Below are 17,904 nucleotides of genomic sequence, written 5' to 3'. Positions count from 1 at the left end.
TTTTTTTATTAAATGACGATTGGGAGACAAAAATTAAAAGCAAATGGCTTGGTTTAAAAGAACACAAAAAGGAATTCAAACTCCTACCGAACAGAAAAAAGATGTTCCAAAAGGCTTATGGTATAAATCTCCAACAGGTAAAATTGTTGATGCCGAGCAATTGGAAAGCAATTTCTATGTAAGTCCGGAAGACGGCTACCATGTAAGAATTGGAAGTAACGAATATTTCAAAATACTTTTTGACGACAATAAGTTCAAGGAGCTTGATAAAGGAATGACAGCGAAGGATCCCTTGGATTTTGAAGACACTAAAAAATATACCGATCGTCTTAAGGCTGCGCAGGAAAAAACAGGCTTAAAGGATGCCGTAAGAACCGCGGTTGGAAAATCAAAAGGAAAAGAACTGGTGATAGCCTGTATGGATTTTAAATTCGTAGGAGGAAGTATGGGTTCTGTGGTCGGAGAAAAAATAGCCCGTGCTGCAGATTACGCTCTTAAAAACAAACTTCCTTTCATGATCATTTCAAAATCTGGAGGAGCAAGAATGCAGGAGGCGGCATTATCCCTTATGCAGCTCGCCAAAACTTCGGTAAAGCTGGCCCAGCTTGCCAATGCAAAGATTCCTTACATATCTCTTTGTACCGACCCCACAACTGGTGGAACCACTGCTTCTTTTGCGATGCTCGGAGATATTAATATTTCAGAACCTGGTGCCCTGATTGGTTTTGCAGGTCCACGAGTTGTAAAAGACACAACCGGAAAAGACCTTCCAAAAGACTTCCAAACCGCTGAATTCTTAAAGGAAAAAGGCTTTCTGGACTTCATCGTTAAACGCTCTGAATTGAAGGACAAAGTAAACCTCTATCTGGATCTTATTCAGAATCAGCCAGTAAGAAAATAACAGACATAAAATAAATTTGCGGTTCAAGTAGGTATTATTCAAATTAGTAGTATCTTTGCCGCCTGACAGAAAAACTGTCAATACATAAAAATCATTTAAATAATATTGGAATGTATTTAACTAAAGAAAAGAAGGAAGAAATCTTCGAAAAGCATGGTAACGGTAAGAATGATACTGGTTCTGCCGAGGGACAGATAGCCCTGTTCACTCACAGAATCGCTCACTTATCTGAACACCTGAAGAAAAACCGTAAAGATTACAACTCTGAGCGCTCACTTGTTAGACTGGTAGGAAAAAGAAGAAGTCTTTTAGACTATCTGATGAAGAAAGATATCATGAGGTATCGTGCCATCGTTAAAGAGCTTGGATTAAGAAAATAATTTTCAGGGGGCTATATGCCCCCTTTTTTTATATATTTATTTCGCCTGTTTCAGGCATATTATCAAAACTTTCTGCTCTGGCAGAATAAAATTGTCATCCGTTAAAGCGGATAGTTTTTCATTGGTCCTACGAACAACTACACACAACACACAACCCGGCCGTCCGGATGGCGGAGACCTTTGTTTAACTAAATATGATCTGGTTGAAGTTATTCAGATCTAGAATTCAAAATTATTATGATTCCAAAAACATTTAAAGAGGTTATCGATCTTGGCGATGGCAGAACCATCTCCCTCGAAACCGGAAAATTAGCAAAACAGGCTCACGGGTCGGTTGTTGTTCAAATGGGTAATGCCATGTTACTTTGTACGGTAGTGTCTTCCTACACTCCTACCACTATGGATTTCTTTCCATTAACACTGGATTACCGTGAAAAATTTGCCGCTGCAGGCCTGTTCCCTGGAGGCTACTTCAAGAGAGAAGCTCGACCTAGCAGTGAAGAAATACTGGTAATGCGTTTAGTAGACCGCGTTTTACGTCCACTATTCCCAAAAGATTATAAGTTTGAAACTCAGGTAATGATCCAGTTAATGTCTCATGACGATCAAGTTATGCCAGACGCCTTGGCAGGATTAGCCGCTTCTGCAGCTATTCAATTATCTGACATCCCTTTTGAAACTCCAATTTCTGAAGCTCGCGTAGCTAGAATCAATGGAGAGTTCGTTCTTAACCCAAGCAGAGAGAAACTAGCTGAGGCTGACATGGATATCATGGTAGGCGCCTCCGCAGATTCTGTTATGATGGTTGAAGGACAAATGGACGAATGTTCAGAAGAAGAAATGGCTGAAGCTATAAAATTCGCACATGAAGCTATTAAGGTTCAGTGTGAAGCACAGGTGAAACTTGCTGAAGCATTCGGTAAAAAAGAAACACGTGAGTATGAAGTAGCAGAAACCGATGAAGAGGTTGAAAAGAAAATTCTTGACGCTACCTATCAGAAAGCCTATGATATTGCTAAAAGCGGAACTAGCAAAAAAGAACGAAGTGAGGCATTTTCTCAATTGAAAGAAGAGGTCCTTGCAATGTTCTCTGAAGAAGAGCTAGAAGATAAAGGCAAAATGATCTCCGGCTATTTTGCAGATGCTCAGAAAAAAGCAGTCCGTGATCTAACCCTTCAGGAAGGAATTAGACTTGATGGCAGGAAGACTGATGAAATAAGACCAATTTGGTGCGAGGTAAATTATCTGCCATCAACTCATGGTTCAGCGATCTTCACACGTGGGGAAACTCAGGCTCTTGCTACCGTTACATTAGGTACTTCAAGAGAAGCAAATCAGGTAGATCTTCCAACTCAACAAGGTGAAGAAACGTTCTATCTGCATTATAACTTCCCTCCTTTTTCAACCGGTGAAGCTTACCCAATAAGAGGTACTTCAAGACGTGAAATAGGACACGGAAACCTTGCACAGCGTGCCTTAAAAGGTATGATCCCTTCAGACTGTCCTTATACTGTACGTGTAGTTTCAGAAGTCCTAGAATCTAACGGTTCATCTTCCATGGCTACCGTATGCGCAGGAACCATGGCATTAATGGATGCTGGTGTTCAGCTAAAAAAACCGGTTTCCGGAATTGCAATGGGATTGATCTCTGACGGAGATAATTTCGCGGTACTTTCAGATATTCTTGGTGATGAAGATCATCTTGGAGATATGGACTTTAAAGTAACCGGAACTGCCGATGGAATTACTGCCTGCCAGATGGATATAAAGATCAAAGGGCTTTCTTACGAAATATTAGTAAAAGCTCTTAAGCAGGCGCGTGATGGAAGACTCCATATTCTTGAAAAGCTTACCGATACTATTTCTGAGCCAAGTGTAGGCGTTAAAGCCCATGCTCCAAAGATCATCACCAGAAGGATTCCTGGTGAATTCATTGGCGCGTTAATTGGTCCGGGAGGTAAAGTGATTCAGGAACTTCAGAAAGAAACCAAAACTGAAATCGTGATCAATGAAGATCCGGTTACTGAAGAAGGTATCGTTGAAATTCTTGGTACAAATCAGGAAGGAATTGATAAAGTCCTTGCGAAAATTGATGCTATTACCTTTAAGCCTGAAAAAGGCAGCGTTTATGAAGTGAAGGTGATAAAGATTCTTGATTTTGGGGCTGTTGTTGAATTTATGGATGCTCCGGGCAATGAAGTATTGCTTCATATCTCTGAACTGGCATGGGAACGCACCAATAATGTGACCGATGTGGTTAACCTTGGAGATGTAATCGATGTGAAATATTTCGGCATCGATCCTAAAACACGCAAAGAGAAGGTTTCCAGAAAGGCTTTGTTACCAAGACCGGAAAGAAGTGAGAATCGCGATCGCGATAACAGAAATTCAGACAGGAACCAAGACAACCGAAACCGTGATAACAGAAATCGCGGGGATAAGCATAGAAATTAAAAGTTAGTTACTGTAGATATATTAAGGGCCGCCATGTAGCGGCCCTTTTTTATTAAAAAACTTTGTATGGAATTATAATTTATGCGACTAAAGGAGTCCAATAGAAAATCAACACTCCTAAAAGCATCAAAAAACACTAGTATTTTTGATTATCAAAGAAAAAGTCAAATGTTTTTGTAACATTTTCACCACTTCTTACGTATAAACAAATACAAGGAGCTATGCACCATTAAAATCCAAGTAGAAGATAGATGAGACAACTGAAAATTACGAAGCAGGTAACCAATCGTGAAACCGCTTCGTTAGACAAGTATTTGCAAGAAATTGGAAAAGTAGATTTGATCACCGCTGATGAAGAGGTAGAACTGGCGCAGAGGATCAAAGCCGGTGATAACCGTGCATTGGAGAAACTTACAAAAGCGAACCTTCGTTTTGTGGTTTCAGTGGCAAAACAGTATCAGAACCAGGGATTAACCCTGCCTGATCTTATAAATGAAGGTAATTTAGGTTTGATCAAAGCGGCTAAACGTTTTGATGAAACACGTGGTTTTAAATTTATTTCATATGCTGTATGGTGGATTCGTCAATCCATTCTACAGGCATTGGCAGAACAATCAAGAATTGTTCGTTTACCATTGAACAAAATTGGTTCAATAAATAAGATTAATAAGACTTTCGCTTTTTTAGAGCAGTCACATGAGCGTCCGCCAAGTGCTGAGGAAATTGCGAAAGAACTTGACATGACGATCAATGACGTTAAGGAATCCATGAAGAACTCCGGGCGTCATGTATCTATGGATGCTCCCCTTGTGGAAGGAGAAGATTCTAACCTTTACGATGTTTTACGTTCAGGTGAGTCTCCAAACCCAGACAAGGAGTTGTTGCACGAATCTCTTAGAACAGAAATAGAGCGTGCACTAGAAACTTTAACACCTCGTGAAGCTGACGTTATTAGGCTGTATTTTGGTCTTGGAGACCAACATCCTATGACTTTAGAAGAGATTGGCGAGACTTTTGATCTAACTAGAGAAAGAGTTAGACAAATTAAAGAAAAAGCTATAAGAAGATTGAAGCATACGTCTAGAAGTAAAATTTTAAAAACGTATCTTGGTTAAAATATTTAAAGCAACAACAGTTTAGTGACGGCGTGATGAACCGTCATGAAAATAACTGTTCGTTTTTTGATTGATGAATGACCCCGGAGTGATGACCGGGGTTTTTTCTTGTCATTATCTTAACTTTTTTTCATCTGATTTTCTTTAATTTCAAAATATAATAACCGCTTTGACCCTACCCAAAAGCCTTAATTCCTTAGTTATGCGCTACGCAATTAGTTACGTAAGTACGGCCAAAAAAGAAATGTCGGAAAAAGAAGTTGGGGAAATATTAACCAGTTCTGAGGAATATAACAACGAGAAAAACATTACCGGCCTCCTTTTATTTTCCGATGGTAATTTCTTTCAGGTAATCGAAGGTGAAGAAGAAAAAGTTAAAGATCTTTTCGAGACAATTAAACATGATGAGCGACACACCAATGTTATAAAACTGTTTGAAAAACCCATCTATAAGCCAGCTTTTGATGGATACATAAGTGATTATGTAACCGAAAACACAAAATACAATCCTGCAAAACTCAAGGATTACCATCTTCACCTGGAGGTCCTGGACTCTAAAACCCGACATGCAGTAAACAATGTTCTAAGGGCTTTTATCTATTAAGCTATAGATAACATTATTTTCTTCCTATTTTTGCACAAATCATAGCAAAAGAATAATGAAAGAAAAATTGATCGCACCTTCTATGCTGGCATCCGATTTTGGTAATCTTCAGCGGGATACAGAAATGGTTAATAATAGTGAAGCAGATTGGTTTCATATTGATATAATGGACGGAGTATTTGTTCCTAATATTTCCTATGGAATGCCCGTTTTAAAAGCAATTGCAAAACACGCACAAAAGACACTCGACGTTCACCTCATGATCATTGATCCAGACAGGTATATCAAGGAATTTGCCCAGCTAGGTACTGATATTCTCACTGTTCATTATGAAGCCTGTACGCATTTACATAGAACTTTACAGGCGATCAAGGCCGAAGGTATGAAAGCGGGCGTGGCGATCAACCCACATACAAGTGTAGATCTTTTGAAAGATATTATCAGTGATATCGACGTAGTACTTGTAATGAGTGTAAATCCGGGATTTGGCGGTCAAAGCTTTATTGAAAACACATATAATAAGATCCAGAGACTAAAAGAGATCATCTCTATGAGTAACGCTAAAACCCTTATCGAGATCGACGGAGGTGTTACAGATAAAAATGCGGCACAACTAGCAAAGGCCGGAGCTGATGTTCTGGTAGCCGGAAGCTTTGTATTTAAAGCAGAAGACCAGCCCCAAACCATAAAAAACCTAAAACAGCTTGCAAATTCCTGAAAACAAATATGAAGTCGTAATTATTGGAGGAGGACCTATTGGTATAGCCTGTGCCCTGGAGGCTCAAAAAAAGAAGCTTTCCTACATTATCCTTGAAAAGGGTTGCCTTGTAAATTCACTATACCACTACCCAACGAATATGACCTTTTTTTCAACTTCAGAAAAACTGGAACTGGATGAAATTCCTTTTATCAGCAATAACCCTAAACCTGGTAAAAGAGAAGCCTTAGAATATTACAGGAGAATTGCGACCTCTAATAGTATCAATATCAAGTTATTCGAAAAAGTCACTTCAGTAAAAACACATTCAGATAAAACCCATACGGTTACTACTACGAAAGGTGATTATTTAGCTGAAAATGTGATTGTGGCTACAGGATTTTATGATATCCCCAATTATCTTGGTGTACCGGGTGAAGATCTGCCCAAGGTTTCGCACTATTACAATGATCCACATTATTATGCTACTCAAAAAACACTAGTAGTTGGTGCCAGTAATTCTGCTGTGGACGCTGCCTTAGAAATCTATCGCAAAGGAGGAGATGTGACCATGGTGGTTAGAAAACCTGAAATTGGCGAAAGGGTAAAATACTGGGTAAGACCCGATATTATAAACAGGATTAAAGAAGGTAGTATAAAAGCTTATTTCAATTCTAATCTTAAGGAAATCAAAGAGAGTGAAGTAGTTATAGACACACCCGATGGCGAAGATATCCTTGAAAATGATTTTGTTCTTTTGCTTACAGGTTATCGACCAAATTTTGGATTTCTTCAGGATATGGGAATTAAATTATCTACAGATGGTCGTAAAATTCCTCGGTATAATGAAGATACCATGGAAACCAATATTCCGGGAATCTTTTTAGCAGGCGTTATATGCGGGGGAGTTGAAACCCATAAATGGTTTATTGAGAATTCCCGTATTCATGCGAAAATGATTATGGATCATCTCAGTAAAAAAGAAAAGCATCAAATAAATTAATTAAAAAAAGCGGTTTTAATATATCTTAAAACCGCTTTTCATATAATAACATTTTATCTTTATTCAAATACAACTACAGAGTTAGAACCTATACCCTTCCTTCTTCCTACAAGTTTTCCGTAGAATTCCAGGTCTTCTGTATTATTCCTGAATGAGTGATCTACTTTTTTTCCAATATCCTCTAAAGGAAAAGTATATATCTTAATTTCAGGATAGCCATCAAATTTTTCTGTTTCATTTATTCCTACTTCAATTGTGTTATCTTTTTTATTATAGACTACAAACTCCGCCAGAAAATTATGCCTTATCAGATCGATGCAATCCTGTGATAATTCCTTGCATTCCTCACATTCAGAAATATATACTTTCACTAATTCCTGCAGTGAACTCCTTAGTTGATTTGTATTAAAATATGCTGCCATAGGTGTTAGGTTTTTTACTGTGAGAGCTAATTTAGAAGTTAAGTCATCCTGATAAAACTATTTATACAAGATTTAACGCGAAGGTTTAAAAAAAACCAAAAATGTAGGGCAATAATATTAAGTTTATTTTCATTTTTTCAAACAAACAACAATATTATTAGTGACTGATGATAAAAATAGAAATATTTATCAATAATTCATATATTAACTGAAATAATTCCTTTAAAACCCAATTCACTCATACTCAATAGTTAATGAACAAAATTCTACTTTGGTCCATATGCGCAGCTCTGGCGGGTTTTCTCTTCGGTTTCGATACTGTAGTTATCTCGGGCGCCGATCAACAATTACAGACTGCCTGGGGAACCAGTGACGCCATCCACGGATCAGTTGTAATGGCCATGGCTCTCTGGGGAACTGTTATAGGAGCTATATTTGGTGGAATTCCTACCAATGCTTTAGGCAGAAAGAATACCTTATTAATAATCGGAGCTTTATATTTTATCTCGGCTATTGGATCGGCTCTAGTAAACGGTCCCTATATTTTTGCCGCATTCAGGTTTATTGGCGGTCTGGGTGTGGGTGCCTCAACAATTGCCGCACCGGCTTATGTTTCTGAAATAGCCCCACAGAAAGACCGGGGAAGACTGGTATCACTCTATCAATTCAATATTGTCCTGGGAATTTTAATTGCTTTTTTATCTAATTATTTATTAAGAAATACAGGAAGTGAACCATGGAGATGGATGCTTGGGGTTGAAGCGATTCCAGCATTTATTTATTTCCTTTTTGTCTTAACAATTCCGGAAAGTCCTCGCTGGCTGATTTCTAAAGGTAAAATTGAAAAAGCAAAAGCCACGCTTGAAATTATTAATCCCGATATAAATGTGCAGGATAAAATAATGGAAATCAGAACTCAGGCAGAGAATCATATTTCAGGAGAGAACATCTTCATGAAAAAATATCGCTTCCCACTCATCCTTGCCTTCCTGATTGCCTTTTTTAACCAGCTATCAGGAATCAATGCATTCCTGTATTATGCTCCAAGAATCTTTGAAGAGGCCGGACTGGGAGTAAGCACGGCCTTACTCAGCAGTATTGGAATTGGAGTAGTGAATCTAATATTTACTCTTTTTGGAGTATTCCTGATTGACCGTTTGGGAAGAAAAAAACTAATGTACATAGGTTCTGCCGGGTATATCATATCCCTTTCCCTGGTAGCTGCAGCTTTCTTTCTTAATTGGGGTGGTTATTTTGTGCCGATATTCCTTTTCATTTTTATCGCTTCGCATGCCATAGGACAGGGTGCTGTCATCTGGGTTTTTATATCAGAGATTTTTCCTAATCATATCAGAGCTTCAGGTCAGGCATTCGGTTCTTCAACCCACTGGTTACTTGCCGCAATAATTCCCTCGCTAATTCCATATCTTTTTTCAACCGTCGGGGCCGGAGCCGTATTTGCTTTCTTCGCATTTATGATGGTGCTTCAGTTATTATTCGTCATTTTCATGATGCCGGAAACCAAAGGCAAATCCCTGGAAGAATTATCGGCTGAATTAGCTTTAAATAATGACTAAGATGAAGAATTATTTTCAAATTATTTTATTTACCCTTTGCATACCTGCATTTCTCATCTCCTGTAAAAACAAAGAAGATAAAACAAGAGAAGAAAATGAAATCACTCTAAACGAGGAGGAATCAGTATTTCGCCCGTCTTTTCATTTTACTCCGAAGAACAACTGGATGAACGATCCCAATGGGATGTTCTATCTAAATGGAACTTATCACCTCTATTTTCAATATTATCCTGAAGACATCGTTTGGGGGCCTATGCACTGGGGTCATGCTACGAGTAAAGATATGATCGTTTGGGAAGAACAGCCAATTGCTCTTAAGCCAGATGAAAAAGGTTATATCTTCTCTGGTAGCGCCGTAGTTGATTCCAAAAACACCTCCGGGTTTAGTGAAGACGGTAAAACTACGGTAATAGCCATGTACACATACCATGACCCCAAAAGAGAGAAACAGGGAGAAAAAGATTACCAGTCCCAGGCAATAGCCTATAGCCTGGATGAAGGTTTTAACTGGACCAAATACAGAAAGAATCCGGTGATCCCCAATCCTGGAATACAGGATTTTAGAGACCCTAAAGTAATAAGGGATACCATCAACGATCAGTGGCTGATGGTTCTTGCTACCAGAGATAGAAGCTATTTCTATTCATCTCAAAATTTGAAGGACTGGGAAAAAATTTCAGAATTTGGCGAAACTACAGGAGCACATAACGGAGTATGGGAATGTCCCGATTTTTTCCCGATGAAGGTTAAAGGAAGTGATGAAATTAAATGGGTATTAATTCAAAGTCTTAATCCCGGAGGGTATAATGGTGGTTCAGGCACGCAGTATTTTGTCGGAGATTTTGATGGCACCATATTCACTCCAGAAGAGTATATGCAGAATCTTGATGAAAAGCACAGTTTCTGGCTCGACTTCGGCAAAGACAATTATGCGGGAGTTACCTGGTCTAATATTCCACAAAAGGATGGGCGTAGCCTGTTTATAGGCTGGATGTCCAACTGGCTCTACGCTCAGGAAGTTCCAACCGAAAAATGGAGAAGTACCATGACGATTGCAAGAGAATTAGAACTCAAAAAGATGGATGAGAAATACAGGATCTTATCAAAACCTGTAAGAGAACTGAATAAATACAGAACGGTGATCTTTGCCGAAAATAAGCTGAATACTGGAAAAACTTACACTTATTCTTCAGAAGAGGAGGATCTTATGAATAATGAATTCTCTCTTAATTTACCTTTGGACGAGATCAATAAACTAGAATTTATACTTAGTAATTCTCAAAATGATTCCCTGAAATTCGGTTTGAACAGGATCGATCATCAGTTTTATATCAATAGAAAAAAATCGGGAATCACAGACTTCAACGAAAAGTTCACTCAGAAAACTTCTACAGCTCCAAGGATTTCAAAATCTGATACGCTAAAAGTCCATTTCATACTGGATAAGACGTCAATTGAAATATTTTATGATGATGGAGCTACGGTAATGAGTGAAATTTTCTTTCCGAATGAGCCTTACACCAGGTTTACGATCAGTTCAAACGCTAACCTTACTATTGAGGAGTTCGAGATCAATCGGATTGAATTAGACTAAAAACAAAAAAATCCACAATTTTCACTGTGGACTTTTCATTTATATGTGAACCAGGGAGAGTTGGCTTCGCCCTTCCTGTTAAATTCCATTTCGGGAATACAAAGTCTGCCAAACTATGTTTGGCATTTTTTGATTAAATAAACTCCATTCAAGCAAGCTTTGGGAGCTTTTTTAAACCTAAAAAGTCCGCAGCTTTCGCTGCAGACTTTTTATTCATCTGTGACCCAGGGAGGATTCGAACCCCCAACCCTCAGAGCCGAAATCTGATATTCTATCCAGTTGAACTACTGGGCCGCTCTATAAATTCTTAACTTAATTTCTTTCTTACTATGGTAGATATGGTCTTACCATCAGCCTTTCCTGCAAGCTCCCCGGTCGCCATGCCCATAACTTTGCCCATATCCTGCATTCCTGAAGCTCCGGTCTTCGCAATGATCTCATCTACTTTTGCTTCGATTTCAGCTTCGCTAAGCTGTTCAGGGAGAAATTGCTCAATAACCTCAGCCTGTCTCATTTCAGGCTCAGCCAGGTCTTCCCTGCCCTGCTCCTTATATATCTGAGCACTTTCCTTACGCTGCTTTACCAGCTTCTGTAAAAGTTTCAGTTCCTCTTCTTCTGTAAGGCCGTCTTTCGATGAAGATTCGGTATTAGCTAACAGTATGGCACTCTTTACAGCTCTTAAAGCTTCCAGTTTAGCACTGTCCTTAGCTTTCATCGCTGCTTTCATTTCTACCATTACTTTATCCTGTAAACTCATAATTCAAAAATTATGTTGCGAAGATAAAATTTTCTGGTTGAAATTACCACTTATTTATCCCTTCAAAATTAAGTATATTCAAAGCCTAAACTTTATATTACGGCATGAAAAAGATCCTATTCTATTGCATCGCTTTTTTGACTTTGCAAAGCATTGCAGCTCAGGAGAAATACATTGATAGTCTATACACAGTAGGCTCTGTTCAAACGGAGATCTACAGTTCCAAAGATGGGGAAGATTTAATTATTGATATATACCGACCCGAAAAAAAGAACTCCGAAAAAACTCCGCTAATCATCTTTATGCATGGAGGAGGTTTTGCGGGCGGAAGCCCTAAGAATCCACAGGAAGTAAAATTCGCAAAAATAGCTGCTGCTAAAGGCTATACCGTGGGACTTATTTCCTACCGCCTGATAAGGAAAGGGAAGGAAACTGGCTTTGGATGTGATTTTGACGCCGCAGGAAAGTTGAAGACATTTCAGCTTGCCGCTGAGGATTTTATGGATGCTGCGAAATTCATGAAGACTAATGCAGATAAATTCAATATAGATCCTGAAAAAATAATTGTAGGAGGAAGCAGCGCAGGAGCGGAAGCAGTTCTTAACGCAGTATATAACCCTGACCTTATGTTTGAGGATTCAGAAAAATATTCTGATATCGAATTTTCAGCGGTTATATCTCTTGCCGGGGCGATCGTAGACGTAAGATATTTAAGAGAAGAAAATGCGATTCCCGGGCTTTTCTTTCATGGCACCGATGATATTCTTGTTCCATATGCGACGGCTGCACATCATTATTGCGAAAATTCAAAATCCGGATATATTATCCTTGACGGTTCCAAAACCATAGTGGAAAAACTTGATAAATTAAACGCATCTTATCTATTCTATAGTTTTCAGGATGCACGTCATGAGATTTCAGGAATGCCATTTGACCACCTGCCTAAGGTTTTTGAATTCCTCAAAGAAGTTGTTTTTAATAATAATAAAATTCAGTCAACTGTTTACAAATGAAAAAGCCCCTACTAACATTTCTACTAATAAGCTTTTTGATTTCCGGCCTTAAAGCCCAGGATACTCAATGGTACAAAGGTAATCTGCACACGCACTCATATTGGAGTGATGGTGACGAATTTCCTGAAATGATCATGGATTGGTATAAAAAGAATGGATATCAGTTCGTAGCACTTTCAGATCACAATATTATAGCCGAAGGAGAGAAATGGAAGACCATTTCCAATGACTCCCTTTACCAAAATGCTTTTAAGGATTATCTGAATAAATACGGAGAAGACTGGGTCAATCAAAAAAGGGATGAGAAAGGACTACATGTTCAGCTAAAAACGCTGAAGGATTTCCGCCCTCTTTTTGAAGAACCTGAGAAATTCATGATCTTCAAGGCTGAAGAAGTCACCTCGTACCTCGAGGATAAAGCGGTTCATATGGGCGCCATAAACATTAAGGAGGTCATTAAACCTGAAAAAGGAAATACAATTGTTGAACTTATTCAGAATAATCTGGATGCAATTATGGCTCAGGAAGAAGAGACTGGTGAGCCTGTCTTACAACACCTTAACCATCCCAACTTTACTTATGCCGTTAAAGCTGAAGATATCATTCAAATCGACGGTGAAAGATTCTTTGAGGTTTTCAATGGTCATCCCCATGTGAATAATTACGGGGATAGCATTCATGATAGTACCGAACAGATGTGGGACCAGGTAAATATCGCTTATCATTCCATGAATAAACCACTGCTGCTGGGAATTGCCACAGATGATAGCCATCACTATCATAAATTCGGAGAAAAATACAGCAATGCCGGAAGAGGCTGGGTGGTAGTAAGATCTGAAGAACTTAGTCCGGGTTCTATCATTGAAGCTATGGAAGCAGGTGATTTCTACGCAAGTACCGGTGTTGAACTCTCCGAGATGAAGTTTGAAAACAATGAACTTTTTATAGATATTGAAGAAGAGGCTGGTGTGAATTATAAGATCCAGTTCATTGGTGTGAAAAAAGGTACTACGACAAGTGAAGTATTAAAAAAGACCAGTAAAACCAAAGCCAGTTTTGAAATTCCGGATGACGTTCTGTTCGTGAGAGCGAAGATAATCTCAGATAAAGCTAAGAAAAATCCTTATCGGGAAGGAGATACTGAAGTAGCATGGACCCAACCAGTTTCAAAAAATTAAAATATTAACATGAAGATTTTTAAGATCATATTAGCCGGAGTTCTCTTCGTAAGTTTCAGCACCGAGGCACAGCGCCTGGTAAAAACAGTTAATTCAGGCTGGAAATTTCAGAAGGAGAATAGCGAGAAAATTGAAACCGTAAATATCCCGCATACCTGGAACTCTCAGGATGCTTTCAATGAAGGTGACTATTTCAGAGGAACAGGAACATATGAGAAACAGGTTTTTATCCCCAAAGAATGGGAAGCCAAATCTGTATTCCTGAAATTTGAAGGAGCCAATCAACATACCCAGATTTTTATTAATGACAAACCGGTTGGTGAACATACCGGAGGTTATACAGCCTTTATTTTTGAATTATCGGAGTACCTGAATTTTGGAGAAGCCAATCAGGTAAGAATCCTGGTTGATAACTCCCATAATCAGAATATCCCTCCACTGGAAGCCGATTTCAATTTTTATGGTGGAATATATCGTGATGTGGAATTAATAGTTACCGGAAAGGATCATTTTAAACTTGAAGGAGAAGCTGCAGGAAATTTACTGGTAAAAACTCCCGAAGTCTCTGAAAAGCTTGCTAAATTGAATTTTTCCGGAGAAATCGTCAGATCGGGAAAAAAGAACCCGAAACTTGAAATCAAAGTCACCGATCCTAATGGAAAGCTCATAAAGACTTTGACTCCAGATATTAAAAATGGTTCTAATTTTTCTGTAGATTTTGAAATTAAAGCCCCCCTACTCTGGTCTCCTGAGCAGCCTCATCTCTATGAGATCACCGCAAACCTGAAAGACCCGGATTCCGGAGAAATAATGGACAGTTATTCTACAAGTTTTGGGTGCCGCTGGTTTAAAGCCGATCCTGAAAAAGGGTTTATTCTGAATGGAAAACCCATCAAACTTATAGGAGCGAACAGACACCAGGATTTCGAGAATATGGGTAACGCCGTTCCTAACTCAATTCACAGGAAAGATTACCAGATGATCAAGGATATGGGGAGTAATTTCATAAGAACGGCTCATTATCCTCAGGATCCCGATGTTTACAGAATATGTGATGAACTTGGATTACTGGTATGGACAGAAGTTCCGGTGATCAATGATGTGACAGATACCGAAGCCTATCACCAGAATGCCATAGACATGCAGCGGGAACAGATACTTCAGCTTTATAATCATCCTTCGATCGTGTTCTGGGGTTATATGAACGAGATCTTTATCAGACTGGTATTTACCAGAGACATGAGTGAAGCCGATAAGAATGCTAAGATCAAGACCAGCGTGGAACTGGCTGAAAAACTTGAAGCTGCCACCAAAGAACTCGATACTTCCAGGTTAAGTGTAATGGCTCTTCATGAAAATGAAATATATAATACATCTAAGATCGCCGACATTCCAGATGTAATAGGATGGAATCTCTACTTTGGATGGTATACACCTGGTTTGGAAAACCTTGGAAAATTCCTGGATGAACAGCACAATAGATATCCGGAAAGACCACTACTTATTTCTGAATATGGACCGGGAAGTGATTCCAGGATACAGACCAACGAGCCAAAACCCTGGGATTTTAGTGAAGCTTATCAGTTAAAAAGCCATGTTAGTTACCTGAATCAGATCATGGAACGGGATTATATGCTGGGAATGGCAGCCTGGAATTTTGCCGATTTTGGTTCTTCCGGCAGGCAGGACAGTCGGCCATATATCAATCAGAAAGGCCTTGTGAATTTTAACCGGGAACCAAAAGACATCTATCATTACTACAAAGCGAGGCTAAATAAAGAGGATTATGTTTATATCGCCGGTAAGAATTTCACTACACGGTTTATAGATCAAAATGAAAAGGTAAAACTGAAAGTCTTCTCAAATTCCAAAAAGGTAAAGCTTCAGATTGATGATAATATCGAAAAAGAGGCTATTGTAAAGGACAATATTGCTGAATTCGATCTCAACCTGGAAGAAGGAAAGCATTCAATAAAAGCAATTTCAGGAAGTGCTGATTACCATAGAAATATTGAAGTTAAATTCAGAAACAACCTTATCAAAAATATTCAAAATAAACCTATTAGGATCAATGTAGGCAGTCACAGTGATTTTGTAGATGAGGAAACCGGTGAGATCTGGATAAGCGACCAGGCTTTTTCAGAAAACTCCTTTGGCTATGTAAGCGGCGAAGTATTTCAGCAGTCCAAAAGTAAATTCCAGGGAACTGCTTCCAATATCAAGGTTACCACCAAGGAACCTCTGTATCAAACCATGAGGGAAGGACTGAAATCCTATAAATTTGATGTCCCGGCGGGAAGATACAGGATCTCCCTTTTAATGGCAGAACCTAATAGAAGAGCCTCCACAGAGAACATCTATAACCTGGGGTCTGATCAAAATAAAACTTCAGACGAAGTAAGAAGTTTTGATATTCTTATAAATGGTGAATTGGCGGAACAGGACCTCAACCTTGCAAGAGATTACGGAATCCTGCAGGCAGTAGAATTGAATTATGAAATAAGCACGAAAGATGAAATTAATATCCAGTTCAATCCTGAAAGTGGCAAGCCCATCCTTTCAGGAATAAAACTGGAAAAGTTATAAATAAAATTTCAGATAAATCAATTCCTGTTGAAGACCATTAGATTCATTTAGAGAAAGGTGAAATCTAACATCTCACTTTGTTCATATCCTGCCCGTGTAGCGATAACTTTGAGATTATCCCCTTTTTTTAATGAAATGGGTTCTATGTAATAACCCCAGTATGAATCTTTATTTCCATCTCCATTTATCTGATAAACAAATGAAGCTCCTTCAGTTGAAGAAGATAAGGTCACTTTGTTACCTTCTATATTGACAGAAGGTTTAGCCACCTGGATATCTCCGGTATTGCCAATTTTATCGATAAGCTCGTACTCTGTTAAATCCTTGTATGGCCAATATTCTTCTTCAACCTCATCGGCAAGTAAGCGCATCTCATCCAGTATATCTTTATAATCTGGATCTCCTGCCAGATTTGTCATTTCATGTTCATCTTCAGAAGTATAATAAAGCTCTTCTTTAGGTCGCGGGTAAGTAAACCAGGAAGCCTGAGCCTTATTCAGATCATTTTTGATCTCCAGCATTTTACGCATTGAGGCGAGATTCAGTCTATATCCAATGTCCAGATACTCGGGCTGGTGAGGTAAATAGTTACGGACATAACGATAATTTTCATCGCGAACACTTATTTGTTTGTCATAATCAGCATCCATTCGCTCTCTGATGGAAAACACATAATCCCTCCCAGAATTCTCAGCATAATCACCTAAGAAGGCCTTACCTTCCATATGACCTGGCGGTTTAATTCCTGCTAGAGACAAAATGGTTGGCGGAATATCAGCCATATTCAACATTCGATCATCATTAGTTCCGGCTTGGCTCCCATCAGGAAAAACCACGACAAAGGGGATCCTGGTTCCTCTCTCATAAAGAGAACGTTTTTGCCGTGGCATCGGCCCTCCGTTATCTGACATGAAGATGATAATAGTATTATTCAGCAACCCCTCTTTTTTTATTTTGTCTATCTCACTTCTCACCCTTTGATCCATACGATAGATATTGCTGTACATGATGGCATAATCCCTTTTCCCGATGGAATCATTCAGTAAATATGGTGGCGGAGTCACTTCTCCAGGTTTCACCCATAATGTATCATTCTTGCTTTCCCAAAGTCTAGATTCATGGGACTCCAGATAAGTAAATACAGAGAAAAAAGGTTTATCCTTAGGTCGATGCTCCCAGGTGGCTTCATTACTACTTTCATCCCAAAAACTTAACTGGTTCTTGAACTGATAATCTGTTTTGCGGTTATTGGTGCAGAAATATCCCGCAGCCCTCATATATTCAGTAAAAGCTTTCATTCCTTCAGGCAGAATCACCTGGTATGAAGGCATCCGGAATGGATGTGCCAGCGGTCCACCTCCTGTGCGCATATGATTTGTCCCTATGGATGTAGGAAACATACCAGTCATCAAAGCTGAACGTGAAGGAGCACAAACCCCAACAGGAGAGTACATTCTATCAAATCTTATTCCCTGAGCAGCCAGCGAATCGATGGTTGGACTTTTTGCTATTGAATCTCCATAACATCCTAGATATGGATTTATATCTTCAGCAATTAACAATAAAATATTGGGCTGTTTTTGCGCAAATATTTTATTGGAATAGCTAAGAGTTAAAATCAAC

General features: G+C 38.9%; 15 protein-coding genes and 1 tRNA gene. 12 read left to right on the top strand and 4 right to left on the bottom strand.

The annotated features are described in order from the left end of the window. Window positions 1-43 precede the first annotated feature (43 nt). From accD to NE848_RS06535, 7 genes are all read left to right on the top strand, one after another. Window positions 44-901 carry an acetyl-CoA carboxylase, carboxyltransferase subunit beta gene (gene accD / locus NE848_RS06565; protein ID WP_252111669.1) on the top strand — a complete coding sequence of 286 codons (858 nt, stop codon included), beginning with the start codon at window positions 44-46 and terminating at the stop codon, window positions 899-901. A 110-nt stretch (window positions 902-1,011) separates the two neighbouring features. Beyond that, the gene (rpsO, locus tag NE848_RS06560) at window positions 1,012-1,281 is read left to right on the top strand and encodes a 30S ribosomal protein S15 (RefSeq protein WP_252111666.1); all 270 of its coding nucleotides are present in this window, start codon (window positions 1,012-1,014) and stop codon (window positions 1,279-1,281) included. Between the two features lie 237 nt (window positions 1,282-1,518). Beyond that, complete coding sequence (locus NE848_RS06555) at window positions 1,519-3,735, top strand: polyribonucleotide nucleotidyltransferase (protein ID WP_252111663.1); 2,217 nt, start codon at window positions 1,519-1,521, stop codon at window positions 3,733-3,735. Between the two features lie 251 nt (window positions 3,736-3,986). Continuing rightward, complete coding sequence (locus tag NE848_RS06550; protein WP_072552879.1) at window positions 3,987-4,850, top strand: sigma-70 family RNA polymerase sigma factor; 864 nt, start codon at window positions 3,987-3,989, stop codon at window positions 4,848-4,850. Between the two features lie 202 nt (window positions 4,851-5,052). Further along, window positions 5,053-5,454, top strand: a complete 402-nt coding sequence (locus tag NE848_RS06545) for a BLUF domain-containing protein (RefSeq protein ID WP_252111661.1) — start codon at window positions 5,053-5,055, stop codon at window positions 5,452-5,454. A 55-nt stretch (window positions 5,455-5,509) separates the two neighbouring features. Continuing rightward, a complete protein-coding gene (rpe, locus tag NE848_RS06540; protein WP_252111659.1) occupies window positions 5,510-6,172 on the top strand; it encodes a ribulose-phosphate 3-epimerase in 663 nt (220 codons plus the stop codon). After that, window positions 6,159-7,154: a YpdA family putative bacillithiol disulfide reductase gene (locus NE848_RS06535; RefSeq protein ID WP_252111657.1), complete on the top strand. Its 996-nt coding sequence runs from the start codon at window positions 6,159-6,161 to the stop codon at window positions 7,152-7,154. The genes rpe and NE848_RS06535 overlap by 14 nt, the downstream gene beginning before the upstream one ends. 59 nt (window positions 7,155-7,213) lie before the next feature. Here the strand turns inward: NE848_RS06535 and NE848_RS06530 are convergent, their stop codons facing one another. Then, a complete protein-coding gene (locus NE848_RS06530; protein ID WP_252111655.1) occupies window positions 7,214-7,576 on the bottom strand; it encodes a hypothetical protein in 363 nt (120 codons plus the stop codon). 254 nt (window positions 7,577-7,830) lie between these two features. Here NE848_RS06530 and NE848_RS06525 point away from each other — a divergent pair, with 254 nt between their 5' ends. Then, complete coding sequence (locus tag NE848_RS06525) at window positions 7,831-9,153, top strand: sugar porter family MFS transporter (RefSeq protein ID WP_252111653.1); 1,323 nt, start codon at window positions 7,831-7,833, stop codon at window positions 9,151-9,153. Between the two features lies 1 nt (window position 9,154). Beyond that, window positions 9,155-10,747 (top strand): glycoside hydrolase family 32 protein, encoded by a 1,593-nt coding sequence (locus tag NE848_RS06520; RefSeq protein ID WP_252111651.1) that lies wholly within the window; start codon window positions 9,155-9,157, stop codon window positions 10,745-10,747. A gap of 220 nt (window positions 10,748-10,967) precedes the next feature. On the opposite strand, the gene NE848_RS06515 is transcribed toward NE848_RS06520, so the two are convergent. Continuing rightward, a tRNA-Arg gene (locus tag NE848_RS06515) sits at window positions 10,968-11,041 on the bottom strand. A 13-nt stretch (window positions 11,042-11,054) separates the two neighbouring features. Further along, window positions 11,055-11,504, bottom strand: a complete 450-nt coding sequence (locus tag NE848_RS06510) for a GatB/YqeY domain-containing protein (protein WP_252111649.1) — start codon at window positions 11,502-11,504, stop codon at window positions 11,055-11,057. A 104-nt stretch (window positions 11,505-11,608) separates the two neighbouring features. Between NE848_RS06510 and NE848_RS06505 the strand changes: the two genes are divergently transcribed. From NE848_RS06505 to NE848_RS06495, 3 genes are read left to right on the top strand one after another with little or no spacing between them, the layout of a single operon-like run. After that, entirely contained in the window at window positions 11,609-12,517 is a 909-nt protein-coding gene (locus NE848_RS06505) for an alpha/beta hydrolase (protein ID WP_252111647.1), read from the top strand. Continuing rightward, window positions 12,514-13,695, top strand: coding sequence for a CehA/McbA family metallohydrolase domain-containing protein (locus NE848_RS06500; protein WP_252111645.1), 1,182 nt, complete (start codon window positions 12,514-12,516; stop codon window positions 13,693-13,695). The genes NE848_RS06505 and NE848_RS06500 overlap by 4 nt, the downstream gene beginning before the upstream one ends. A gap of 9 nt (window positions 13,696-13,704) precedes the next feature. Then, a complete protein-coding gene (locus NE848_RS06495) occupies window positions 13,705-16,281 on the top strand; it encodes a glycoside hydrolase family 2 TIM barrel-domain containing protein (protein ID WP_252111642.1) in 2,577 nt (858 codons plus the stop codon). 47 nt (window positions 16,282-16,328) lie between these two features. On the opposite strand, the gene NE848_RS06490 is transcribed toward NE848_RS06495, so the two are convergent. Next, window positions 16,329-17,843, bottom strand: a complete 1,515-nt coding sequence (locus tag NE848_RS06490) for a sulfatase family protein (RefSeq protein WP_252111640.1) — start codon at window positions 17,841-17,843, stop codon at window positions 16,329-16,331. Window positions 17,844-17,904: the final 61 nt, after the last annotated feature.

This window comes from Gramella jeungdoensis (genome assembly GCF_023805255.1).
Lineage (GTDB): Bacteria > Bacteroidota > Bacteroidia > Flavobacteriales > Flavobacteriaceae > Christiangramia > Christiangramia jeungdoensis.
This window is presented reverse-complemented; position numbering and strand designations above follow the sequence as displayed.

Bases quoted from the DNA above. Each gene is read 5' to 3' on its own strand.
- NE848_RS06530 (WP_252111655.1), bottom strand. From the start codon at position 7,576: ATGGCAGCATATTTTAATACAAATCAACTAAGGAGTTCACTGCAGGAA.
- NE848_RS06510 (WP_252111649.1), bottom strand. From the start codon at position 11,504: ATGAGTTTACAGGATAAAGTAATGGTAGAAATGAAAGCAGCGATGAAA.
- NE848_RS06495 (WP_252111642.1), top strand. From the start codon at position 13,705: ATGAAGATTTTTAAGATCATATTAGCCGGAGTTCTCTTCGTAAGTTTC.
- NE848_RS06520 (WP_252111651.1), top strand. From the start codon at position 9,155: ATGAAGAATTATTTTCAAATTATTTTATTTACCCTTTGCATACCTGCA.
- NE848_RS06555 (WP_252111663.1), top strand. From the start codon at position 1,519: ATGATTCCAAAAACATTTAAAGAGGTTATCGATCTTGGCGATGGCAGA.
- NE848_RS06545 (WP_252111661.1), top strand. From the start codon at position 5,053: ATGCGCTACGCAATTAGTTACGTAAGTACGGCCAAAAAAGAAATGTCG.
- accD (WP_252111669.1), top strand. From the start codon at position 44: ATGGCTTGGTTTAAAAGAACACAAAAAGGAATTCAAACTCCTACCGAA.
- rpsO (WP_252111666.1), top strand. From the start codon at position 1,012: ATGTATTTAACTAAAGAAAAGAAGGAAGAAATCTTCGAAAAGCATGGT.
- NE848_RS06525 (WP_252111653.1), top strand. From the start codon at position 7,831: ATGAACAAAATTCTACTTTGGTCCATATGCGCAGCTCTGGCGGGTTTT.
- NE848_RS06500 (WP_252111645.1), top strand. From the start codon at position 12,514: ATGAAAAAGCCCCTACTAACATTTCTACTAATAAGCTTTTTGATTTCC.
- NE848_RS06550 (WP_072552879.1), top strand. From the start codon at position 3,987: ATGAGACAACTGAAAATTACGAAGCAGGTAACCAATCGTGAAACCGCT.
- rpe (WP_252111659.1), top strand. From the start codon at position 5,510: ATGAAAGAAAAATTGATCGCACCTTCTATGCTGGCATCCGATTTTGGT.
- NE848_RS06505 (WP_252111647.1), top strand. From the start codon at position 11,609: ATGAAAAAGATCCTATTCTATTGCATCGCTTTTTTGACTTTGCAAAGC.